21 protein-coding genes are annotated in these 22609 nt (G+C 48.6%); 11 read left to right on the top strand and 10 right to left on the bottom strand.

The window, feature by feature from the left end:
• Window positions 1-39 precede the first annotated feature (39 nt).
• The 5 genes from B067_RS0103320 (at window position 40) to B067_RS0103300 (ending at window position 4282) form a co-directional block, all read left to right on the top strand.
• Window positions 40-795, top strand: coding sequence for an SURF1 family protein (locus B067_RS0103320; RefSeq protein ID WP_019528633.1), 756 nt, complete (start codon window positions 40-42; stop codon window positions 793-795).
• A gap of 34 nt (window positions 796-829) precedes the next feature.
• Window positions 830-1465 carry a hypothetical protein gene (locus B067_RS0103315; protein ID WP_019528632.1) on the top strand — a complete coding sequence of 212 codons (636 nt, stop codon included), beginning with the start codon at window positions 830-832 and terminating at the stop codon, window positions 1463-1465.
• A gap of 143 nt (window positions 1466-1608) precedes the next feature.
• Window positions 1609-2664: a COX15/CtaA family protein gene (locus B067_RS0103310; protein WP_019528631.1), complete on the top strand. Its 1056-nt coding sequence runs from the start codon at window positions 1609-1611 to the stop codon at window positions 2662-2664.
• 29 nt (window positions 2665-2693) lie between these two features.
• A complete protein-coding gene (cyoE, locus tag B067_RS0103305) occupies window positions 2694-3614 on the top strand; it encodes a heme o synthase (protein WP_020700269.1) in 921 nt (306 codons plus the stop codon).
• Window positions 3614-4282, top strand: a complete 669-nt coding sequence (locus tag B067_RS0103300; protein WP_019528629.1) for an SCO family protein — start codon at window positions 3614-3616, stop codon at window positions 4280-4282. The genes cyoE and B067_RS0103300 overlap by 1 nt, the downstream gene beginning before the upstream one ends.
• A gap of 61 nt (window positions 4283-4343) precedes the next feature.
• Here B067_RS0103300 and B067_RS0103295 read toward each other — a convergent pair whose 3' ends face one another.
• From B067_RS0103295 to B067_RS0103275, 5 genes are all read right to left on the bottom strand, one after another.
• On the bottom strand, window positions 4344-5705 hold the full coding sequence (locus tag B067_RS0103295; protein WP_019528628.1) for a Na+/H+ antiporter NhaC family protein: 1362 nt from the start codon (window positions 5703-5705) through the stop codon (window positions 4344-4346).
• Between the two features lie 321 nt (window positions 5706-6026).
• Window positions 6027-7079 carry a ketoacyl-ACP synthase III gene (locus B067_RS19570; protein ID WP_019528627.1) on the bottom strand — a complete coding sequence of 351 codons (1053 nt, stop codon included), beginning with the start codon at window positions 7077-7079 and terminating at the stop codon, window positions 6027-6029.
• 160 nt (window positions 7080-7239) lie between these two features.
• Entirely contained in the window at window positions 7240-9579 is a 2340-nt protein-coding gene (locus B067_RS0103285; protein ID WP_019528626.1) for a DUF748 domain-containing protein, read from the bottom strand.
• Window positions 9580-9683: 104 nt separating this feature from the next.
• Window positions 9684-10130, bottom strand: coding sequence for a GFA family protein (locus B067_RS0103280; protein ID WP_156820732.1), 447 nt, complete (start codon window positions 10128-10130; stop codon window positions 9684-9686).
• 57 nt (window positions 10131-10187) lie between these two features.
• Window positions 10188-11066, bottom strand: a complete 879-nt coding sequence (locus B067_RS0103275; protein WP_019528624.1) for a LysR family transcriptional regulator — start codon at window positions 11064-11066, stop codon at window positions 10188-10190.
• A 119-nt stretch (window positions 11067-11185) separates the two neighbouring features.
• On the opposite strand from B067_RS0103275, the gene B067_RS0103270 reads away from it, so the two are divergent.
• Window positions 11186-11686: a lactoylglutathione lyase family protein gene (locus tag B067_RS0103270; protein ID WP_019528623.1), complete on the top strand. Its 501-nt coding sequence runs from the start codon at window positions 11186-11188 to the stop codon at window positions 11684-11686.
• 114 nt (window positions 11687-11800) lie between these two features.
• Here the strand turns inward: B067_RS0103270 and B067_RS19565 are convergent, their stop codons facing one another.
• Together B067_RS19565 and B067_RS0103260 are read right to left on the bottom strand one after the other, a co-directional pair.
• Entirely contained in the window at window positions 11801-12919 is a 1119-nt protein-coding gene (locus tag B067_RS19565) for an arginase family protein (protein ID WP_019528622.1), read from the bottom strand.
• A gap of 24 nt (window positions 12920-12943) precedes the next feature.
• The gene (locus B067_RS0103260; protein ID WP_476695839.1) at window positions 12944-14092 is read right to left on the bottom strand and encodes a M24 family metallopeptidase; all 1149 of its coding nucleotides are present in this window, start codon (window positions 14090-14092) and stop codon (window positions 12944-12946) included.
• A 189-nt stretch (window positions 14093-14281) separates the two neighbouring features.
• Here B067_RS0103260 and B067_RS0103255 point away from each other — a divergent pair, with 189 nt between their 5' ends.
• Window positions 14282-15187: a LysR substrate-binding domain-containing protein gene (locus B067_RS0103255; RefSeq protein ID WP_019528620.1), complete on the top strand. Its 906-nt coding sequence runs from the start codon at window positions 14282-14284 to the stop codon at window positions 15185-15187.
• 123 nt (window positions 15188-15310) lie between these two features.
• Here the strand turns inward: B067_RS0103255 and B067_RS0103250 are convergent, their stop codons facing one another.
• Entirely contained in the window at window positions 15311-15901 is a 591-nt protein-coding gene (locus tag B067_RS0103250) for an outer membrane beta-barrel protein (RefSeq protein WP_019528619.1), read from the bottom strand.
• Between the two features lie 286 nt (window positions 15902-16187).
• Window positions 16188-17105, bottom strand: coding sequence for a LysR family transcriptional regulator (locus B067_RS0103245; protein WP_019528618.1), 918 nt, complete (start codon window positions 17103-17105; stop codon window positions 16188-16190).
• A 153-nt stretch (window positions 17106-17258) separates the two neighbouring features.
• On the opposite strand from B067_RS0103245, the gene B067_RS0103240 reads away from it, so the two are divergent.
• The 3 genes from B067_RS0103240 (at window position 17259) to B067_RS0103230 (ending at window position 19963) form a co-directional block, all read left to right on the top strand.
• Entirely contained in the window at window positions 17259-18284 is a 1026-nt protein-coding gene (locus tag B067_RS0103240) for a zinc-binding alcohol dehydrogenase family protein (protein WP_019528617.1), read from the top strand.
• A 111-nt stretch (window positions 18285-18395) separates the two neighbouring features.
• On the top strand, window positions 18396-18686 hold the full coding sequence (locus B067_RS0103235; RefSeq protein ID WP_019528616.1) for a putative quinol monooxygenase: 291 nt from the start codon (window positions 18396-18398) through the stop codon (window positions 18684-18686).
• 251 nt (window positions 18687-18937) lie between these two features.
• Entirely contained in the window at window positions 18938-19963 is a 1026-nt protein-coding gene (locus B067_RS0103230) for a zinc-binding alcohol dehydrogenase family protein (protein ID WP_019528615.1), read from the top strand.
• A gap of 137 nt (window positions 19964-20100) precedes the next feature.
• Here the strand turns inward: B067_RS0103230 and B067_RS0103225 are convergent, their stop codons facing one another.
• Window positions 20101-21048, bottom strand: a complete 948-nt coding sequence (locus B067_RS0103225) for a LysR family transcriptional regulator (protein ID WP_019528614.1) — start codon at window positions 21046-21048, stop codon at window positions 20101-20103.
• 137 nt (window positions 21049-21185) lie between these two features.
• Between B067_RS0103225 and B067_RS0103220 the strand changes: the two genes are divergently transcribed.
• On the top strand, window positions 21186-22601 hold the full coding sequence (locus B067_RS0103220) for an acetyl-CoA carboxylase biotin carboxylase subunit (RefSeq protein WP_020700268.1): 1416 nt from the start codon (window positions 21186-21188) through the stop codon (window positions 22599-22601).
• The last annotated feature ends 8 nt before the right edge of the window (window positions 22602-22609 follow it).

Raw genomic sequence — 22609 nt, 5'->3', positions numbered from 1 at the left:
TCTCCGTTATAAGTTTGTCCAGAGTATACCGCATCTCCCATGGCTACAGCTGAACCTAAGCAGACATTTAACGTAACAATAAACTGGCCGGCAACGCTGCTGGCTTTGATGTTGTTGCCTGCTTTGTTGTGGCTGGGTTTTTGGCAGCTGGATAGAGCCGAGCAAAAGCGAGAGCTAAACGCCTTATACAGCCAGCGTGCGGCCAGCGCCCCTATCCCCATCGCGCAACTAGGCCCGCCAGAGCAGAGTCGTTACCAGCCCCTGAGCATCACGGGGACCTACCTGCCGCAATGGACCCTGTTATTGGATAATAGAGTTTACCGTGGCCGTTTTGGTTATGAAGTGATCACTGCTTTCGAACGCAGTGACAAGGCGCAATGGTTGTGGGTCAATCGCGGCTGGATTAAGGGCGATGCAGCGCGTTTAACACTGCCAGCGATACCACCACCACCCAGCGGCCAGCAACAGCTAATAGCCGAGCTCTATATCCCGCAGGGGGCCATGTTACAGCTAGGGCAGGATAACAACAGGCAGTGGCCCAGAGTGATACAGGCTTTAGATATTAAGCCCTTGCAACAAGAATTACAGCAGGCTATGTTTCCCTACTCAGTGCGCTTAGCCGCCGACTCAGCCGGCTTGTTAGAGCGCAATTGGCTGGTAGTGAATATAGAACCCAGCAAGCATACCGGCTATGCTGTGCAGTGGTTTAGCCTAGCGGCCATGGCGGTGATTATTCTGCTCTTGGCTAATACCAATATTTGGGCTTTGTATAAGCAACGTAAAGTACAACCTTAATAACATTAAGCAAGACAATAAAAGAGATAGCAGCGTGACAGAATCAACAGTAGCCCCACAAAGCAAATCAGGCGGCGGCCGGAAAGTACTCTATGCAATCGTCGCCATACCCGTGGCAGTGTTGCTGTTCTCAACCGTGCTGTACTACATGGCCGACAATAAAGTGTTAAACCTAGGCACGGTTAATAACGGCACCTTAATTACGCCACCAATACAGCTGGCCGATCTGCCTTTAACGCACAGCAATGGTGAGGCCTATGATTACCATCAGCCTGAATCGAAGTGGAGCTTTGTGGTTATAGGCGGCGGTGAATGTAATGCCCGCTGCGAACGTATGCTCTACCTTAGCCGCCAAGCCCATCACTCTCTAGAGCGCCGCATGTTACAAGTGCAACGTTTATATTTAAATTACGATCAAACGATAAGCGAACCCTTGCAAGCATTGTTTGCCGAAGACTATGCCACCACCGAAATGCTCTATGTCGATAAAACAAAGCTACAGAAATTAATAGCAGGCTCAGCGGCTGCAGATTTAGCCGATAACCGTTTCTACGTGGTAGACCACAACGGCTGGCTAATGATGTATTACAGCGCTGAAGATCTTGAGCAAACCACCCTTAATGACTTGGGTAAAGCCGTCATTAAAGATATGAAGCGGTTAATAAAATAAGGCAGCAGTCGCTAGTTTATAGTCGCTAGTCTCTAGAGAAAATCAGTTGACAGTAGTGTGTGCGAGAGAAAAATTTTTAGCGACTGACAACTGTCATACCGGCGCAGGCCGGTAGAATAATAATTAAAAATTAAGTTGAGCCCATGAACCTATTTGATCATGCAGAAAAAAGAAAACCCGGATTTAAGCTGGCCTTAATAGGCACGGTGTTGGCTGTTTTTGTTTTAGGCTTAGGGGCGTTTACCCGCTTGGCGGATGCCGGTTTAGGCTGCCCGGATTGGCCGGGCTGTTATGGCCATATGTTTTGGCCCGATAGCGCTAGCGATGTAGAAAAAGCCAATCAGCTATTCCCCGACACGCCAGTAGAGCACGACAAAACCTGGCCCGAAATGGTGCACCGCTATTTTGCCATGACCCTAGGTTTTATTAGCGTTATGTTAGTGGCGCTAGCTGTTAAATATCGCAGCCCTACTCAGCCATTAAAACTGCCAATATTTATGTTGGGGTTTATTATTTTACAGGGCATGTTTGGCATGTGGACGGTAACACTTAAGCTGTGGCCGCAAATTGTTACCGCGCATTTGCTGGGGGGCTTTGCCACCTTTAGTTTATATTGGTTACTCACGTTGCGCTTAAGTAATCAACACTGGCAGCTACCCGCCGATATTTTTGAAAAAGTCAGCGCCTTAAAAAAATGGGCACTATTAGGCTTAGTGATAGTCGCTGGCCAAGTGGCGTTGGGTGGTTGGACTACATCGAATTACGCAGCGGTGGCTTGCCCCGACTTGCCTACCTGCCAAAACCAATGGTTGCCTGTCATGAACTTTGCCCAAGGCTTCGATATTTTTCAGGCCATAGGCCCCAATTATTTGGGTGGCACTATGGAAAATGAATCGCGTATTGCCATACACTTTAGCCATCGCATAGGGGCAATCATCACCACGATTTATATGGTGCTGTTAGCCTTTATGCTATTGCGTGTTGGGCCACACAGCGCTACCCAGCGCATGGCAAAAATATTGCTAATTATGTTAAGCCTGCAAGTGTTACTAGGCTTGGGTAATATTCTTTTAAAATTCCCCTTGGCCATTGCGGTGGCACATAACTTGGGCGGCGCCTTTTTATTGTTAGTGTTAGTCACTTTAAACTACAAGCTGCAAACCAGTCGCTGCTTAGCTACTAGCCCTACTAGCCACTAGCTCGTAATAGAGATAATAAAACCAACACGATGACAAATACTATGCAACCAACCGATAACAGCAAACATTGCTGGGCCGATTATTACGAGTTAACCAAACCCAATGTGGTCTATTTAATGCTACTTACCTCGGTAATCGGCATGTTTATGGCTACCCCCGGCAGTGTGCCTTGGCAGATATTATTGTGGGGTAATATTGGTATAGGTTTGTGCGCGGCAGCCGGCGCAGTGATAAATCACTTAGTCGACCAGCGTATCGATATTATTATGGCGCGCACCCACAATCGGCCTGTGGCGCAGGGCCGGGTTAGCCGTAACGGGGCCGCTATTTTTGCCGCAGTGTTGGCCGTAACGGGCATGGGCATATTATTAACCCAAATCAATCAGCTTACCGCCTGGTTAACTTTTTTCTCACTGGTAGGTTATGCCGGCGTTTATACCCTGTGGTTAAAACGGGCCACGCCACAAAATATTGTGATAGGGGGCTTGCCCGGTGCGGCACCACCACTGCTAGGTTGGGTGGCAGTAACCAATAGTGTGGATGGCCACGGTTTATTATTAATGTTAATTGTTTTTGCTTGGACGCCGCCGCACTTTTGGGCGCTGGCCATACATAGGCGTGATGATTATGCTAAAGCAGGCATACCCATGTTGCCGGTTACCCACGGTATCAAATACACCGCCTATCATATTATGTTGTATACCCTGGTATTAATTGCGGCCACATTATTGCCCTTTGCTACCGGCATGTGCGGGCCATTATATTTACTAGGGGCGAGCGTGTTAGGGCTAATATTTTTATATTGGGCTATACAAATTATGCGCGAAAAACCTAATGCGCCCATGGCAACCTTTAAGTTTTCTATTTTGTATTTAATGATGCTGTATCTGATTATGCTGGCTGATCATTATTTGTTTCCGGTAACGAGAGTGGTAGAGGTGGTATTGTAATGTCGGATAATAATATAAATCGCCAACAACTGCGTGGCATCCAAATAACCATAGCGGCAGTGATAGGTTTTATTGCCATTGTGTTATTTGTTTTTATCCAAGGCTTGTCTCGCACGCCAATATTAAGCAAAGAAGAAATAAAAAATAACGGCGCTTACCTCTTTGAAAAAGCACGTGCCTTAGAGGATTTTAGTTTAATCAAAGGCGACAACAGCCCTTTTACCCCAGCGGATTTGCAAGGTAAGTGGTCACTGGTGTTTTTTGGTTTTACCTTCTGCCCGGATATTTGCCCCACCACTATGGCGCAGCTAAAGCAGTTTTACGATAAACAAGAAGGTAGCGAATTTGCCGACGATACCCAGGTGATACTGGTGTCGGTAGACCCAGGCCGCGATACCCCCGAAAAAATGCAGCAATACGTAAAATTCTTTCACTCGGATTTTACTGGCGTCACCGGTGAGTTTTTAGATATACACCGCTTTGCTACCCAGCTAAATATTCCCTTTGCAAAAGTGCCTGGCGGTGGTGAAAACTACATGGTAGATCACAGTGGTAATGTGGCGATTATTAATCCGGCGGGGCATTACGTGGGCTTCTTCCGTTCACCCTTAAACGTCACTATGATGAACAAGGCTTACGGTTCTATACGTTATTGGTTTGAAGATTAATAAATCTTTAAACCTACGGCCTCAATTACCGGGAGGCCGTAGGCTAAAGCTAAGCGCTGTTTCAGAGCATGAGCAGTATATAACCTAGCGAGGTAATGGCTGCGGCAATTAAGGCATAAGGCAGCTGCGTATAGGCATGTTGAAACGGTGTACAACCACTGGCCTGAGCGGTTAACACGGTGGCATCAGAGTAGAAACAGGCATGGCTACCAAAGGTACTGGCAGATAAGGTGGCACCTATCACCAACGCCATATCAGCGTTTAAAGAATTACCCAGAGCCGCGACTATAGGCAGAATAATAACAAAAACGCCCCAGTTGGAACCGGTAGCAAAAGAAACTAAACCCATAGTTAGAAAAATAGCCAAGGGTAATATCTGGGCAGTCATATAGGGCTGCAAGCTCTCAATAATGTATTGGGTTAAACCCAAGCCATCATTCACTTCTTTCAACAAAAACGCAGCAACTAATACCGCCAGTGGCTCTATCATCGTTTTGAAACCATCGATGATGGTATCAAAGGCCTCATGGGCGGTTAGCGTGCGTTGGATAACAATGAGTATCACCGTCAGCGCTAAGGTAACGTATATGCCTTTTAGCAGGTCTATATCGTAATGCCAGGTGAAAGCCACTAACGCCACCATGGGTAAAACAAACTGCCAAAGGTTGGCTTTTACACCCGGCTTTTCGGTAATGGATTGGTTGGCCAGCTCTATGTGCTCGGCACCGGGTGGCACACATACTCCCGTTTGTTCGGCACGCATTTCGGCTTTTTTCATGGCGCCGAATAAAGGAATCTTACCCCAAATAACTAGCGGCACAATGATGGCGGCTATCCAAGCATAAAGCATATAAGGTATGGATTGAATATAAACCCATACGCCTTGGCCGTTTGCGGCCAGGCCATTATCTTCTAGCAATGCACCAAAAAAAACGGCCCAGGTTGATATAGGAATTAAGACACTAATCGGCGCGGCGGTGGAGTCAACAACGTAAGAAAGCATCTCGCGGGACGTTTTATAATGGTCGGTGACCTTGCGCATGGCAGAGCCTACCGCCAAAGAATTTAAATAGTCATCCACAAAAAGAAAGAGGCCCAAAATCCAAGTGACAAAGAGGGCGGATTTTTTGCCTTTAATAAGATGGGTCAGGCTGTTGGTAAAGGCGGTGGCGGCACCGGTTTTAATTAACAGCGCAATCAAGCTCCCCATTAAGCCACAGACCAGTATTACCCATGCGACATCTTCATCGGTTACTACGGCTATGGATTTGTCGCGCAGTAAGCCTATCGGGTCGCTGGGCGAGATCATCAGTATGCCTACAACAGAGCCCGCTATTAGCGCTTCAATACTGCGCTTGGTGTAAATGGCAAGTACCAGTACGACGAGGGTGGGGATAAGGGTAAGTGCACCTAAATGCTCCATAATAATATCCTGAACTGAATTGTTATTAGTCTAAAACTGCAAACATTGGGGCGTTAGCGCCACCAGGGCAGTGCTTATTATTTGTGTAGTTGACGCTGTAGTCTACACCTATTTAATTTATGGGTGAGCAATATAGCATTAGCTGTTTAGCAAAAGATATGGGGAAAATACGAGGGGAAATTACCAATACGAGCCGAAAAAGCTGTGTAATTGTCAGAAAGGCCGCTCTACTTTTTATAGTAGATTGCGGCGCCTTGGCTTATGGATAATGGCTTTGAATAATATTTTTAAGCTACAAGCTACAAGCTACAAGGCGAAAGCTTAGTCTGGGGTAATCAGTTCTAAAGCGGTTTTATCACAGGGCGGCAGCTGCATCTCGGATTCACCTAGGCTGTGCGTGCGCTCACCCCAGCGTAGTAGATGAGCCGACCAGGTAAGTCCACCGCCAAAGGCGGGCATAAGCACTAACTTGCCGGGGCTAACTCTGCCCTCTTCTATGGCTTCTACTAGTGCCACCGGTGCAGTAGCGGCCGACATATTGCCGTAGCGCTGTATATTGATAAACACTTTGTCGCGATCTAACTTCAAGCGTTTTGTTAAGGTGTCGATAATGCGTAAGTTAGCTTGATGCGGCACCACTAAGCTAATATCCGCCGCGTCCACACCCGATTTAGCCAGCACTTTTTGGCAAGCTTGATCCATGCCACTAACCGCTTTCTTAAAAATTTCTTGGCCTTCAAAAGCCCAATGTATGTCGCTGTGTAATAGTCCATTACTAGCATTTTTTAGGCCCCAGCCATTCACCGCTAGTATCTCGCGGGATTCGCCATAGCAGCCCAATGATTCAGCGATAACGCCGGATTCTTGTTCCTCGGCCTGTAAATAAAACGCCCCGGCGCCATCGCCAAATAGCACCGCCACATTACGGTTGTTCCAATCCATTACCGTAGAGATAACCTCAGCGCCGATCACGATGGCGTTATTAACCACCCCGCTTTTAATCATGGCGGTAGCCACACTTAGCGCATACATGCCGCTGGTGCAGGCGGTGTTTACATCCATGCAGGCGGCGTTGGTCGCGCCTAACTGCTTTTGCACGTTAGAGGACGCATTGGGGCACATCTCATCAAAAGTGGTGCTGCCAAAAATAATCAACTCTACATCTAGAGCCTGCTTGCCGGCACAAGCCAGCGCACGGGCGGCCGCTACAGTGGCGAGGCTGCTTACGGGTACATGGGAAATACGGCGCTCTTTCATGCCGGTGCGGGAGGTAATCCACTCATCATTGGTATCCAGCAGGCTAGATAGGTCGTTGTTACTGAGTATGGCGGGAGGTAGGCATTTGCCCCAGCCACTGATATCGGCATAACGCATAATCGTCTCAAAATGTTAGCAATAACAGGCTATGGTATGGGTTAACAGTAGACTAAAAAATGGCAATAAGCGCCATCCTGCTGGGCTTATACGTTAGCTTGGTGGCCCTCCGTTATTATCCGAAGCGAGGCCTTAGCGATAGCTAGGCGCATTACCTAGGCTACAGGCTAAGCAATACGGCGTTCTTCCCTTTGGCTTTAAAGCCCGACTGGCAAACATATAAGCGCTTGCTGGCTATGCCCTGGGCAATAAAAATACTTTTTATCGCCCTACTGCGTTGCTCGGCTAATTGTATAAGTTGAGCCTCTGCGATGTTGCTTTCATCTTTGCTGTCGCTGGCGGCTGCCAGTGCGGTTTTATCGCTGGCATTAGCACTGCCGCACAGGCTTAAACTGAGCTGGGGACGCTGCTGCATTAAGCCCACAATTTTTTGGCTATAGTCCTGCATAGTGTCTGGCAGTTGTGCTGAGCCAGGCTCAAAAACTACCGGCTGTAAGCTAATGCTGGTGGCTTTATCACCTAGGTATTCGGCCGCCATTAATATACCGCCATAGGGTTGCAGGGCATATTTCAAATAGTGGGTAGCGCCGCTCATGAGCGAGTTGCTCAGCGCATTATTAATAATATCGCTAAGGCCTACGCCTAGTTTATCCACTGGCCCTTTAATGGGGATGTTTAGCTCAATATTATTATTGCTGTCGCGCAATACATTGAGTGCCATGTCTAAGGGGATGTTGAGCTTGCGCTCTATGCCGGGGGTGCTTTGTTTTTTGGCGGCGCGTAATTCTAGCTGTCTAATATTGACTTTGTTGGTGGCCTGCACGTTATTGTCGGCTAGCGTAATATCAAACTTATGGTCTAGCTGGCCTTTACTAAAGTAGTAGCCTAAATAGGATTCGGCATAGGGCGATATGTCAGTGAGATCTACGGCTTCTATAGTCCCTTTTAAGTGTAGGCCTAAGGGTTGGGCGAAGGGCGTTAGCTGGCCATTAATCGTAATTTGTGAAAACTCACCCATAGCGGCTTGCAGCTCTACGAGCATTTTTTCACTGCTGCTGCGATTAGTCACATGCTCAACCGCTAGATTTTTTATGTACAGTTTTTGTTTAACACTGGGCTGAAAACGTTGGTCTTCAAATAATAAAAAACTATCACCGGCAAGCGTGAGCTGCTCTATGGCAAACACAAAAGGCGTTGGCTGGTCATTGCTATTTTTTGGTTTAGGGGCAGTCGTTGTTTGCTCAGCTGAACTGTCAGCCAGCTCCGCCATGAGTTCTTCGCTAAAGGCATGAATGGCTAATTCACCTTTATTGGTAATCAGGGCGTAATATTGCGTGTCATTAATCACTATCTGTTTAATGGCTAACCCTTGCGCGGGGCTGTAGTTAAAGTCTGCAAGCTTTAATAAGCCGTTAGTTAACTTGGCCGGTTCTTTATCCGGCTTAGGCAATAATACCAATTGCTCAAGGCTTAAGGCTTTGCCGCTAATAGCTAGGGTTTCATCGACGTGTAAATCATCTAGTTGTAAGTGTTGTAACTGCACTAAGCGCTGTTGGATTTTGTTGCTATCGAGTTGTAGAGCGGTAAGGCTAAGCTGGTTGCTGGCGCTATAGCGTAGGGTTTCACCCTGTTGGGAAAACGTGGTGCTGCCCTGCCATTGCAACTGCTCAGCGTTGAGCGCCAAGGTTTTATAGGTGGCCTGTATTTGCTCTAGGTTTAGGCTGCCGTTTAGCTCGCCACTGATTGCGCCTTGCTGGTTACGTTTGCCGTTAAAGGTAAGTTGTAACTGGCTAAGGGCGGCCATGTCTTGGCCTAGTAATGGGGCAAAGTCGCTGGCCTGAAACTGTTGCACGTTTAGCGTGCCGGCGAGGTTTTGTTGCTGCTCTAGTAGCTGGCCCTGCAAGGCAAGAGTGATAGTAGCTTTATTCCAGTTGGCCTCTAGCTGCAGTTGTAAGGGCTGTTGTTGCACCGTGCTAAAGTGTTGCAACTGTAACTGCGCTATCTGTAGCTCGCCGTTTAAGGCGGGGCTGCGTATCAGTAAGCGGCTATTGCTAAGGGTGAATTGGTTTAGGGTAAATGCAGGCAAGAAGCCGTCAGTGGTTTTATCGGCTGGCTGCTCATCAGGGTTGCTGCTGGGTAATGCCATCAGCAACTGCCATTGGCCGTTGGCGTTTTGCACTATGGGTAGTTGCAGGCCATCAATATCTATGTTTTCTACGGTGGGCTCATCGTTAAGGCTACGCCACCAAGTTACGTCTATACGCAGCCCTGCTACGTCTAAAACCGGCTCACCTTGTTGCTTAAGAACAAGTTGCTCAAACTCCAGCTGGCCGTTAAACAGGTTAAGGTTAATATCGGCCAGGCTCAGCTCACCAAAGCCCATGCGAGGGCTAGCTTGTATTAGGGCAAAGCGCAGCACCTCAGGTAACAGCGCTAACAAGATAATGAAAGCGGCGGTAAATTTAACAAGCTTGCTACGTAGCGCGGCAGATAAAGTCATAAACTCAGCAAATAATGTGGGGGTTTAAAGTGTTAGTACAGATAAAAAATAGTTGCTGGCTATGATAAAGCAATTAATGCGGGCTAGGGCAATAAATGTGTTGGCTAGCCTAGGCCGGTAATTTCAACGGGGCTGCACCAGCTTTGCTGCCAGCGCTGTTGTTTTTGCTGTGGGGTTTGCGCACTAAAATCGAGTTTAACGGGCTGAGCTAAATACGCTTTTTGCGTAATCAACATGGCATTAACCGCGCCGTAAAGTCTGCCGGCTATCTCGGCGGTAACAAACACCACTTGATCACAATAACTGCATTCATGAAAGTGGGCGCTATTAGAGCCATGTTGTACAACGCTATGCAGCGCGCTGTTATTAATGCTTACCGTTAGCCTAGTGTTTGTTTGAGTGGCATAAGCAGCCCCTTTGCTGAGGCAGTAATGACACTGACAGGCCCTGGGGATAATGGTGTCATCGGGCTTATGCCAAATGTAGCTAATGTTATGGCAGTTACAGCTACCTGTGATAGTGATGGTTGAGTGATCGGTTTTTTTATTCACGACGCTGTTCATCTTCTTCGTGTAGTTTATTTATTTGCTTACAGCCATTAGTTACATTTAGCTAATGCCAAGGCTCTTTTCTATTTCAGCAATAACGGTTTTTACTCTATTAGCCGTAAATGTATGGGCATAGCTACCGATATACAGCGTTTCACTGACTTTATTCGCCAGCTTGTGAATTTTTACTTTTGCAGACGCTTTAAACGCGGCAGCAGCGTGGCTAGGTAAAACGGTAAAGCCCAGCCCCATACTTACGGGTTCTAAAATTAAATTAATTTGGTTTGAAAATCCCGAGCGTTTAAATTGCTGACTATTTTGAAACTCTGGAAAATTAACACTCAGTAACTGGCCCGCATGATAAGCACCGTCGGGGTGGTCAATAAATCCTAGCGCCGTTAATTGCTCCCAGCTAGGTTTTGCAATGCCCGCCGGTGTAATCAATAACAGCTCTTCTTCGGCTATAGGCTTAACATTTACTTCACGCATGGTTGCTGGGCAGGTCATCAGGCCTATATCCACTTTATGCTCGGCAATTAATCGCTCTACGTCACTATTCGGGGCAAATCGGTATTCGATCACTAGCTTGGGGTAATGTTTTTGCAGCGCCAATAAATGCGGGTAAAGCTTAAGGCCTATGCTGCCTGGTGAGGCTAGCTTCACTATGCCCTCATGGGCTGGGTCTAGGCCCACCCGATTTTCAAGGTCGGTAAATGAAACAATGAGCTGCTGGCCCTCTTGATATAAGCGCTCGCCGGCACCGGTCAGGGTGAAGCCCTTGCCCTGCCGAATAAGCAGCTGTTGGCCTAGATACTCCTCCAGCTTACGCACCTGCTGGCTCACGCCAGACTGGGTCATGTGTAGGGTTTCAGCCGTACGGGTGAAATGGCCCACCTCAACAAGGGTGCAAAAGCTGCGTAGCCAAACAGGATTTATCATTACGTTTTGTACTCATCTATGTATTAAATGATACTTTCACTTAATACTGCCTGTTTTGTAAGCTACTAACAATATCAACATAAACGTCAACAACAACATCAACAACAGGGCAATAAATTATGAGCACCACATACCCACGTAATTTCTCACATATAGGCATATCCGTGCCCGACCTAGAGGCCGCCGTTAAATTTTACACAGAGGTGATGGGTTGGTATTTGATTATGAAACCCACCGAAGTGGTAGAAGACGACAGCCCCATAGGTGAAATGTGTACCGATGTCTTTGGCAGTAACTGGGATAAGTTTCGAATTGCCCACCTATCAACCGGTGATCGCATAGGCGTTGAGCTATTCGAGTTTAAAGGCCAGGTTAACCCCGAGAACAATTTTGAATACTGGAAAACCGGCGTGTTTCACTTTTGTGTGCAAGATCCAAACGTCGAAGAATTAGCCGAAAAAATAGTGGCTGCCGGCGGTAAAAAGCGTATGGCCAAACCTCGCTATTACTACCCAGGTAAAAAGCCCTACCGCATGATCTATATGGAAGATCCCTTTGGTAATATTTTAGAAATTTACAGCCATAGTTACGAACTTACCTATAGCGAAGGTGCGTATTAGTGTGTAATTAAGCCCTGTAACGAAGGACAGAGAAAATTTTTGTAAGCCTATCGTCGAAAGCGCAACGAAAATTTCTCTGACCTCCCTTTGTTTTTTTGCTCTTACTCACGTAATTCAGCTATCTAATGACCACAAGCCTTTTTCATTCAACAACGGGTGCCGCGTAATCAGCTCGGCAACAATCTGTTGGGCGCGCTCTAGGTTATCCGGGTAATACGCCAGCGGGTCATCCAAATCTAAAGCTTTACTCGCAAAACCTAAAGCTGAGCCGTAAGCGCAAAAGCCAACATAAGCGACGTTGTAACCGCCCTCTTGTACGATGAGTAATTTACCCTCACAAAGCGTGTCTGCCGCTTCAGCAATCGTTTTTGCCATGGCGTGAAAACCGGCCATGGTAATGGCTTGTCTACCATTAGGGTCAAACTGGCTGGCATCGTGGCCGTTGCTAACGATGATGAGTTCGGGGGAAAATTGGCTGAGGGTGGGCAGCACAATTTGCTTAAGGGTTTCTATATAGGTGGCATCACCCACGCCCATGGGTAAAGGCAAGTTTACGTTATAGCCTGTGCCCGGCCCTTCCCCTATTTCATCCACGCCGCCGGTCTCGGGGTGGCTTGGCCCCCAGGCGCCGTGATCCATATGCATGGAGATGGTGAGTACATCCTCGCAATGATAAAAACCGGTTTGGGTACCGTTGCCGTGGTGCACATCCCAATCCAATATGGCGATGCGTTTAACGCCCTGCGCTTTGGCGGCTTGCACGGCCATGCCAACGTTGTTAAGCAAACAGTAGCCATCGACCACATCGGGTGCGGCATGGTGGGACGGTGGGCGAACCAGTGCGTAAGCTTTTGTAACGTCACCGCTTATTATGGCCTCTAGCGCTTTCAATGTAGTGCCTGCGCCTGCGCGCACGCCTTGCAAGCCACCCTTAGGTAAATAGGTGGTGCCGGTGGCCCAGTGGCCTAGTTGATCCCACGCTTTTAAGCGCGATAAATAAGCAGGCGTGTGAAAACGCAAAATTTCTTCATCGCTAGCGTGGCGGCCATCATGCCAGCTAAATTGATTCGCCGAGGGCGCACGTTCTAAAACCGATTTAATATTTTCTATGCGCTCTGGCCCTTCGGTAAACATGACTTGGTGCTTGAGTAAGGGTGACGCTGGGCGCTCAAATAAACCATCGGGGGTTTTAAAAGCAACCACGTCGGGATGAAAATAAATAGGCAAGGTCATTAACAAATCCTTAAATAGCGGCCATTAAATGGTAACCAGTGTGCGGGGTAATGTAGACATCACTTCCAAACCGGTTTCCGTCACGATGAGGGAGTCGATATAGGCAAAACCAGAGCCACCTGCCCAGCAGTCTTTATCATCAAACTGGCCTTCAAAATTAAACACCATGCCGGGTTTAAGCTCGCGGTCGTCTACCCCTTGGCGCGGATCTATCCAATATTCGCCTACCCAATCGGGCGGCATGGCTATGCCCTGCGCATAGCCACCCACAAACCACACGTTGTTGCGCAAGCCATTGGCATCGGTGTATTGGTCGCCTACTTGCTGCACCTTGGTCCAGGCATCACCGGGTTTTACTTGGGCGATGATGGCCTCAATAGTGCCGTTGGCGCGAGCCGACAAATCGTGCCAACGCGGGTCTACTTCGCCCAGTGCGTAAGTGCGGTTGAGGTTAACGTGGTAACGATGCAGCGAAGAGCAAAAATCGATAAACACCATCTCATTAGTTTGAATGGCGCGATGCTGTGCGGGGCTGTGATGCGTACCAGCCCTTGGGCCGCTGCCTATCATGCAGCGTATGGCGGGGNCGCCGCCGCCAGCCATTAACATGCTGTGCATAATAGTGGCGTGCAGCTCGGTTTCCATTACGCCGGGGGCAATAAGATCGCGGCCGGCCACCATGGCGTTGTCGGCAATGCTGGCGGCTTGGCGCATCACGGCCACTTCGGCATCGCTTTTATAGAGGCGAGTTTCTTCAACGATCAGCGAGCCATCGTCGGTAGCCATGCCCGCCGATTCAAGAGTTTGCACTAATACATCCATAACCGTTTTATGCGGGTTGTAGCCCCAAGGTTGCAGGGCGACACGCTTACCTTTTAGCCCCGCTTTTACCATGCCGTGGGCAATAGTTTTAGCATCGTGCTCAGGGGTTTCGCGAGTCATCCAGGTGATGTGTTTAATCTCAGGGGTGGTTTCAACCAGCGTGGTGTGGCCGGGGTAATCAAAAAATAGCACCTCCGCAGCATCGGCGGTGAGCACGCAGCTGGTTAAAAAGCGCCAATGAAACCAAATCATATCGTAGCCGGTAAGGTAATAAAGGTCGGCCGGGCTGGTAACCAGCATGGCATCAAAGCCCTGTTTCTCTAGGCGTTGGGCCACCTGCTTGCGGCGCATCGCGTATTCATCAGGGCTAAAGGCTTGTGGCCAATCGGCTTGCGGTTTAACTGCGCGTGAAAAGGGTTGAATACTCATAGCAGGCTCCAGATGTTTATTATTTATGCAGTGTATCTAGAATTAAATTTGTGTATATCGCGAAATATTTGTATATATTACAAATTAAATTCACATAACTTATGAGTGAACATGAAGCGTAAACTGCCACCACTAAACAGCTTGCTGACCTTTGAAGCCGTGGGCCGCAACCGCAGCTTGGGTAAGGCAGCAGCAGAGCTGTTTGTTACCCATAGCGCGGTTAGCCATCAAATTCGAAACTTGGAAGATCGCCTCAACACGCAACTATTTGCTGAAAAGGGCAAAAACACTACCCTCACGCCACAGGGGAGGCTGCTGTTAGAGAGCTTAACGGCATCCTTCAATAATATTCAAAAAACCATTAGCAGCTTCAGCGACAGCGAGGCACCGCAGCATTTAAGAATTGCCACCTCTACGGCTATCGCCAGCTCCTCCATCCCTATGTACGCCGCCGAGTTTATACGCGAGCAAAAGCTAAGCGACTTTAGCTGGATGGCGATAGAGGATTTAGACGATGAAGAAGTGGATTTGGTGATTTCATGGAAAAACGTACACATCCCCGGTGAAGTGGATGTGACCCAAATTCCCATCAATTACTTTTTAATTTGCAGCCCCGAGTTATTAAATGGCTTACCGCCGCCACAAACCTTAGCGGATTTAAAAAACCACACACTCATCCACGGCGATAAAGACGGTGCAGAATGGCAGCGCTTTTTAAGTCTATTGGGCAGTGAAGACATCACCCCGCAAGCCAATTTATTTTTAGGCAATACCTTTGTGGCACACCAAGCGGCACGTAATGGCTGTGGCATAGCGCTGGGTGATGAAATTATGGTGGATCAAGATTTGCGTACCGGCGCGTTAATTTGCCCCTTACCGCATCTGGTTCCGGCCCCCGCACCCATAAAAATCATTACGCCCTTTCACAGCCGCAATAATGAAGTAGCGCAGGAGTTTAAAGAATGGTTTATTCGCAAGGTGAGTTTATTAACGAAAGATTTGAAAGCAAAAAGATAGAGCGTTTAGTTAACGCTATAGGTGACGTGTCGGTTAAGTTAATCGGGGCCAGCGTAAATTTTTGTAAACTATCCAGCGGATGTTAACTAAAATTTACACTGGCCCCAGTTATAGCTGTTTTATCTAAAGATCAAAACGCACATCAAGAGAAAGCGTGTCTATATCATCGGCTGAGCCATAGCCCAAGCCTATAGATAGTTTAGGTGCTGCAAAAACGCGTGCATATAATGTGTAACCCGCTTCGCCATCATCTTCGATATCGGCATAATTGATGGCTGCGCCAAATTCTAATATGTCTGTTGGCTTAGCGCGTATCCCTGCGTTAATGAGATAACCGTTACCATCAGCCTTGTTGCCAAGATATTTAATTTCAGCATCGGCATAGGAAAGTGATGCTACGAAATCTATATTTTTAGCAACCGGTGTATGAAAGCCCACACCCAAATCAAACTGGGTTACTTCAATATCATCTGAACGAAACCCAACATGGTATTTATCGTCTGAGGTAAGATCGCTGTAATGACCAATTAAAAAAACCGATTCATTGAGTGCAACGCTACCACTAACGCCAAAGCCGCTAAAATCTTCATTTAAAACCTCCCCTGTTTGATAAGCTAGGCCGACGTAAGTGTACGATAGGTCAGAGTCTTCGGCATGGGCATTAAATGCCGCAGCTGTAGCGATAGCGCCAATCATTAGCTTTTTAGTAAACATGTTGAATCCTTGTTATAAATCACCCTAATTAATGTTGTCGGTTAGGCCGGGTGAATAAAGCCTAACCGGTTGTTCTTTTGGATAATTCCCTGCATGTGCTTTTAGCCAGGCACGCCTTAATAAACAAAGTCAGTATTGGTTAATGCTGCCAAATAAAGAAAAACGGTATGGCGAGAGCGGCAATAAAGGGACTGCTTAGACGTTATTATTGTTAGGCCCACACTAGTACTCGCGATGATTGTTATCCAGATTAAAGCAAAACGCTAGCCTTTGTAGTTGTTAATGCTCAGCCTGTGCTTTGTTCGATAAGTTGAGCAAATTTATCCCGAAAAATATCACGCAGTAGTAACACGGCCGGGGTAATGTGTTTGCGGTTGGGGCAAATCAGGTTTAGCTGGGCCGGGCGCAATGAGTAGTCGGTTAACAGGCTCACTACGCGGCCGGCGCGCAGGTCTTGGTCCATATCAAAACGGGATTTATAGGCGATACCTTTACCGGCAACGGCCCAGCGGCGCACCACTTCGCTGTCGTTGCTGCTGCGGTCACCGGCTACTCGCACTTTAATAGGCTCGCTGCCGCTATCGCCGTTGCCGGTAAATTCCCACACATCATGTAGGCGGCTATTGCGCTGATAAAGCAGGCAGTTGTGCTGGCTTAAATCGCTGGGCTGTTGCGGCGTGCCGTGGCTGGCCAAATAGGCTGGCGACGCGCATAACAAGCCCTCGGTGCTGGCCAGCGGAAAGGCCACCATGGAGGAATCTTCCAGCGCGCCATAGCGTATGGCTAGGTCTATACGGTTGAGATAAAAATCGGTGATGGAATCGCCCAAGCTGAGGCTAATCGATAAATCGCTGTGCTGGGCCATGATTTCATCTATCCAGCCCAATAACAGGTTGCGGCCCAAGTCGGAGGGTGCCGATATGCGCAGCTCACCGGCCACCTTACCCTGCAGCGCATGCAGCGAGGCTTTACCGGCATCCAACTGGCTGAGGGCGGCGCGGCAATACACCAAAAAACGTTCGCCTGCGGCGGTGATGCGCAAACGCCGAGTAGAGCGAATAAACAGCTGCACCTCTAGTTGGCTTTCTAGCCGTTTGAGCGCGGCACTGGCGGCAGCGGTGGTGATATCCAGCTGCTCGGCAGCCCGCGAAATGCTGGCGCTATCGGCAATATGGATAAAAAGGCTGAGGTCATTTGTATTCATTGTCAAAAATAATTTGATTATGTGTCTGCTATAGCCCCCTTTATAGCATGTAATACTTGGCGAATAATAGCCTCATGCCGTTACCAAGCGCCAAGCCAGTGACTAGCTATGGCAGGCCGGCCCACACACATACCCGTTACCAGAGGACACACCATGAAAGCCGTTGCATTTACCCAATCACTAGCCATTACCAACCCCGAAGCCCTAGTGGATATAGAGCTACCACAGCCCGTAGCCAGCGGCCGCGACCTGCTTATTAAAGTGCAAGCCATAGCCGTAAACCCAGTAGATTACAAAGTACGCTTGAATATGCCCCCCGCCGAAGGCGAGCACAAAGTGATGGGCTGGGATGCCGTGGGTGTAGTGCAAGCTGTCGGTGAAGCTGTTAGCCAATTTAAGCCCGGCGACAGTGTGTTTTATGCGGGTGATCTTACTCGCCCAGGCAGCAATGCCGAATATCAATTAGTGGACGAGCGCATAGTGGGCCACAAGCCCAAAAGCCTGTCCAACGCCGAAGCTGCGGCGCTGCCATTAACCGCCATTACCGCCTGGGAAATTTTGTTTGAGCACCTAGCCATACAGCAGCAAGCAGCTGGCACCCACGAAAAATCGAAAGAGGTCATCCTAATGGTAGGTGCCGCCGGTGGCGTAGGCTCTATATTGATACAAATCGCCAAGGCTATAACCGGTGCAACCATCATTGCCACCGCCTCACGGCAAAGCTCTAGCGCCTGGGTAAAAAAATTAGGCGCCGATTATGTAGTGGACCACAGCAAACCACTGCCCGCACAAATCGAAGCCTTAAACATAGGCCCGCTAACCCATGTTGCCAGCTTAAACAGCACCGAAACGTATTTTGATAGCTACATAGACATGCTGGCCCCTTTCGGCAAAATCGCCTTAATCGATGACCTGAAAAATTTGGAGATAGGCAAAATTAAAATGAAAAGCCTGTCACTGCACTGGGAGTTTATGTTTGCCCGCTCTATGTTTAATGCCGCCGACATGGACGAACAAAGCCGCTTACTCAACCGCGTGTCAGAGCTAATCGACCTAGGCCAGATAAAAACCACCGTAGGCAAAAACCTAGGCACTATTAATGCCGCTAATCTTAGGGCTGCCCACCAAGAGCTGGAACAAGGCCGATCTATAGGAAAAATAGTGTTAGAGGGCTTTTAAGCGTCTAGTCTTACTACTAAGTCTCGCTGGGCTGGCCATCAATTCATAGCCAGCCCAGTCTAATTTTAAACCAGTGCCGGCGTAGTGAGTACAAACTTAAGAGGCAGCACCATGAGCGCATTAACTATAGTGGCTACTATCAAAGCAAAAAATCAGCACATTGCCTTGCTAAAAAGCGAACTAGAAAAATTGCTAGTGGCTACGCGTACCGAGCAAGGCTGCATTAACTACAACCTGCACCAAGATAACCAAAATCCGGCCCATTTTTTCATGTATGAAAACTGGCAAAACCGAGCGGCTTGGCGTGCCCATAAGCAGGCACCCCACTTTGAAGAGTTTGTAACAAATACCGATGGTGCCGTGGATGCTTTTATTGTTAACGAGATGACCAAGTTGGCTTAGTGTTAAGGCGTGTGGCCATGAGCCACAAGTATCGACTTCCTTGAATAGAGAGGTGTTATACAGCTACTTAGCAGCCCGTAAAATTCGGGCGCTATAAGCAATATAGCTAACAAAATTTAGGCCTTTAGTGTTTCAGTAAAAAATGTTTTGCGCTTGCACCTTGTATAGCACTCTTTCATAGCATGTAATGCTCGGCTAACCCGTAGCTGTATAGCGTTTACTAGGCAGCTCTGCCGATAATAGGTCTCACCATGAAAGCCGTTGCTTGCACAAAATCATTAGCCATTACCAACCCCGAATCCTTAGTAGATATAGAGCTGTCACAGCCCGTAGCTACGGGCCACGACTTACTCATCAAAGTGCAAGCCATAGCGGTTAACCCGGTGGATTACAAAATGCGGCTATATTACCCGCCGGCCGAAGGCGAGCACGCGGTGTTGGGCTGGGACGCTGTGGGTGTAGTGCAAGCCGTTGGTGATGCGGTTAACCAATTTAAGCCCGGCGACAGTGTTTTTTATGCGGGCGACCTTACCCGTTCAGGCTGCAATGCCGAATATCAATTAGTGGACCAGCGCTTGGTAGGCCGCAAGCCCAAAAATCTGTCCAACACCGAAGCTGCAGCACTGCCGTTAACCGCCATTACCGCCTGGGAAATTTTATTTGAGCACCTAGCCATAAAGCAGCAAGCAGTTGGCAGCAACGAAAAATCGAAAGAGGTCATCTTAGTGGTGGGTGCCGCCGGTGGCGTAGGCTCTATATTGATACAAATCGCCAAGGCCATAACCGGTGCAACCCTTATTGCCACCGCCTCACGGCAAAGCTCTGGCGCTTGGGTAAAAAAACTAGGGGCCGATTATGTGGTGGACCACAGCAAACCACTGCCCGCGCAAATTGAAGCCTTGAACATAGGCCCACTAAGCCATGTTGCCAGCCTAAACAGCACCGATAGCTATTTTGATAGCTATGTAGAAATGTTGGCACCTTTTGGCAAAATCGCCTTAACAGATGATCCAAAAAATATAGATATAGGCAAGATGAAATTAAAAAGCCTATCACTACATGTCGAGTGTATGTCTGCACGCGCTATGTTTCAGGCCGCCGATATGGACGAACAAAGCCGCATACTCAACCGTGTGTCGGAGTTAACTGACTTAGGGTTTATACAAACCACCGTAGGCAAAAACCTAGGTACTATAAATGCCGCCAACCTAAGGGCCGCACACCAAGAGTTGGAGCAAGGCCAATCTATAGGCAAGATAGTATTAGAGGGTTTTTAATCCCTAACATTATAATTTAGCGGCGCAGCTATACTGTTTTATTATTGTGAAATAAGCTCGTGAACAAACAATTTTTATACCATTTATAATAAAAACAAACATCCCAGGTGATATTTTCATGCCCACACTATTTATTATTAATTACCTTGGTTTATAAAAATATGTTCAAACTGTTTAATATTTTGCTGAATATAATCTAGAAAGGCTTGCATACTGGGGGTTAAATGTTTGGCCTGTGGGTGCACCACACACCAGCTGCGGCGCAGGGGGAAACCGGTAATAGGGGGGATGATTAATTTACCCAGTTGCAGCTCGGGTAAAATACTCAGCTTGGGTAACACCGCAACGCCTAGCCCGGCCATCACTGCGTGTTTAATCGCATCATTAGAGCCCAGCTCCATGCTGCTTTTTATGTGCAGGCGTTGTTGTTGGCAGTGCATTTCCAGCGCCAATCTATTACCCGAGCCAGGCTCGCGCATAAGCAGTTGGCTGCTTAAAAAATCTTGCGGGCTAATGCTGGCTTGCTGCAACAGGGGGTGGCCAGCGGGCACCACAGGCACCAGCTCGTTATCTAAAAAGGGCAGTGACGTTAACGGCTTGTCGGCGGGTACCATCGCCATAATCACCAAGTCGTCAGTATTGTCGTTTAGCCGTTGTAAGGCGGTGGCGCGGTTTACCACTTTCACACTCACGCTCACTTGCGGGTGCAAATTCAGAAAAGCGCGCAACATATAGGGCACCACATATTGGGCGGTGTTAACCGCCACCAAGCGCAGTTCACCAGCCACTTGGCCTTTAAGCGCAGCGATATCGGTTTGCAGGTCGCTTAGCTCGGCAAAAATATGGCTAATGCTTTCGGCTAGGCGCTCACCCGCGGCGGTATAAAACAAGCGCCGCCCCACATACTCAAACAAGCGCTGCTCTAGGGCTTGCTCTAATTGGCGAATTTGGCTGCTCACCGCAGGCTGGGTAAGCCCCAGCATATCCCCCGCTTTACTGTAGCTTTTTAGCTCGTAAACGGCTTTGAATACCTGTAGCTGCCTAAAAGTTAGGCGGCCGATTAAGTTTTGTATTGATAGTGGCATAAGAAAGCGTATTTGAGTTTATCTATAAGTAATACCTTATACATAAGCTAAGAAATATCAATTTTTACTTATCGTATTGGCCAGTTAGCATCTCCGCAATCCTGATGGCACAGAGCCAAAAGGTTGAGGAGACGATAATGTTAAAAAAAGTGCTAATTGCCAATCGCGGCGAGATTGCCGTGCGCATCGTGCGCGCCTGTGCCGAGATGGGCATACGCTCGCTGGCTATTTACACCGAGCCCGATCGCTACGCCCTGCATGTAAAACGTGCCGACGAAGCCTACTCGCTGGGTGAAGACCCCCTAGCGGGCTACCTAGATCCACTGCGTATCGTTAACCTCGCCCTAGAAACCGGCTGTGACGCCATCCATCCCGGTTATGGCTTCCTGTCAGAAAACGCTGAATTTGCCCGCCTATGTGAGCAAGCCGGCATTACCTTTATAGGCCCTAGCGCCGCCGTGATTCAAAAAATGGGTGACAAAACCCAAGCCAGGGATGCCATGCGCGCAGCTGGCGTGCCCATTACACCGGGCTCTGCGGGTAACCTTGCTGATGTAGACGAGGCCCTAAGCCTAGCCCAGCAAATAGGCTACCCGGTAATGATTAAGGCAACCTCCGGCGGTGGTGGCCGTGGCATACGCCGCTGCGATAGCGCCGAAGAGTTAAAGCTGCAATACCCGCGGGTGATCTCCGAGGCCACCAAGGCCTTTGGCTCTGCCGAAGTGTTTATGGAAAAGTGCATACTGCATCCGCGCCATATAGAGGTGCAAATACTCGCCGACAGCCACGGCAACGTAGTGCACCTGTATGAGCGCGACTGCTCTATTCAGCGCCGCAACCAAAAGCTAATAGAGATAGCCCCCAGCCCCCAGCTCACCCCAGAGCAGCGCCTATACATGGGCGACTTGGCGGTGAAAGCCGCCGCCGCAGTGGGCTATACCAATGCCGGCACGGTGGAGTTTTTGTTAGCGGGTAACGAAGTCTATTTCATGGAGATGAACACCCGCGTACAGGTAGAGCACACCATTAGCGAGCAGATAACCGGCGTGGACATCGTGCGCGAGCAGCTGCGCATAGCGGGCGGCTTAACGCTTAGCTACCGGCAAGAGGATATTAGCTATCGCGGCTATGCCCTGCAGTTTCGTATTAATGCCGAAGATCCAAAAAACGACTTTTTACCCAGCTTTGGCCGCATCTCCCATTACTACGCGCCGGGCGGCCCGGGGGTGCGGGTAGATACTGCTATCTATACCGGCTATGAAATCCCCCCCTATTACGACTCCATGTGCCTCAAGTTAGTGGTGTGGGCCTTAACCTGGGAAGAGGCCGTTGCCCGCGGCCAGCGTGCGCTGGACGATATGCGCTTGCACGGCATAAAAACAACAGCGGCGTACTACCAGCAAATTTTAAAACATCCCGATTTTCAACAAGCCCATTTCAATACCAGCTTTGTGCCCGAACACCCAGAGTTACTGGACTACTCCGATAAACGCCACCCCAGTGAAACGGCCTTGGCCTTAGCCGCTGCGATTGCGGCCTACGCAGGCTGGTAAACACCCAA

It is taken from the genome of Dasania marina DSM 21967, assembly GCF_000373485.1.
Lineage (GTDB): Bacteria > Pseudomonadota > Gammaproteobacteria > Pseudomonadales > Dasaniaceae > Dasania > Dasania marina.
The sequence above is the reverse complement of the archived record's forward strand: the minus strand, read 5'-3'. Positions and strand labels throughout refer to the sequence as shown.

Coding starts and splice junctions, on each gene's coding strand:
- B067_RS0103270 (WP_019528623.1), top strand. CDS start 11,186: ATGAGCACCACATACCCACGTAATTTCTCACATATAGGCATATCCGTG.
- B067_RS0103295 (WP_019528628.1), bottom strand. CDS start 5,705: ATGGAGCATTTAGGTGCACTTACCCTTATCCCCACCCTCGTCGTACTG.
- B067_RS0103285 (WP_019528626.1), bottom strand. CDS start 9,579: ATGACTTTATCTGCCGCGCTACGTAGCAAGCTTGTTAAATTTACCGCC.
- B067_RS19570 (WP_019528627.1), bottom strand. CDS start 7,079: ATGCGTTATGCCGATATCAGTGGCTGGGGCAAATGCCTACCTCCCGCC.
- B067_RS0103275 (WP_019528624.1), bottom strand. CDS start 11,066: ATGATAAATCCTGTTTGGCTACGCAGCTTTTGCACCCTTGTTGAGGTG.
- B067_RS0103235 (WP_019528616.1), top strand. CDS start 18,396: ATGAGCGCATTAACTATAGTGGCTACTATCAAAGCAAAAAATCAGCAC.
- B067_RS0103230 (WP_019528615.1), top strand. CDS start 18,938: ATGAAAGCCGTTGCTTGCACAAAATCATTAGCCATTACCAACCCCGAA.
- cyoE (WP_020700269.1), top strand. CDS start 2,694: ATGACAAATACTATGCAACCAACCGATAACAGCAAACATTGCTGGGCC.
- B067_RS0103255 (WP_019528620.1), top strand. CDS start 14,282: ATGAAGCGTAAACTGCCACCACTAAACAGCTTGCTGACCTTTGAAGCC.
- B067_RS19565 (WP_019528622.1), bottom strand. CDS start 12,919: ATGACCTTGCCTATTTATTTTCATCCCGACGTGGTTGCTTTTAAAACC.
- B067_RS0103220 (WP_020700268.1), top strand. CDS start 21,186: ATGTTAAAAAAAGTGCTAATTGCCAATCGCGGCGAGATTGCCGTGCGC.
- B067_RS0103320 (WP_019528633.1), top strand. CDS start 40: ATGGCTACAGCTGAACCTAAGCAGACATTTAACGTAACAATAAACTGG.
- B067_RS0103245 (WP_019528618.1), bottom strand. CDS start 17,105: ATGAATACAAATGACCTCAGCCTTTTTATCCATATTGCCGATAGCGCC.
- B067_RS0103300 (WP_019528629.1), top strand. CDS start 3,614: ATGTCGGATAATAATATAAATCGCCAACAACTGCGTGGCATCCAAATA.
- B067_RS0103225 (WP_019528614.1), bottom strand. CDS start 21,048: ATGCCACTATCAATACAAAACTTAATCGGCCGCCTAACTTTTAGGCAG.
- B067_RS0103250 (WP_019528619.1), bottom strand. CDS start 15,901: ATGTTTACTAAAAAGCTAATGATTGGCGCTATCGCTACAGCTGCGGCA.
- B067_RS0103310 (WP_019528631.1), top strand. CDS start 1,609: ATGAACCTATTTGATCATGCAGAAAAAAGAAAACCCGGATTTAAGCTG.
- B067_RS0103240 (WP_019528617.1), top strand. CDS start 17,259: ATGAAAGCCGTTGCATTTACCCAATCACTAGCCATTACCAACCCCGAA.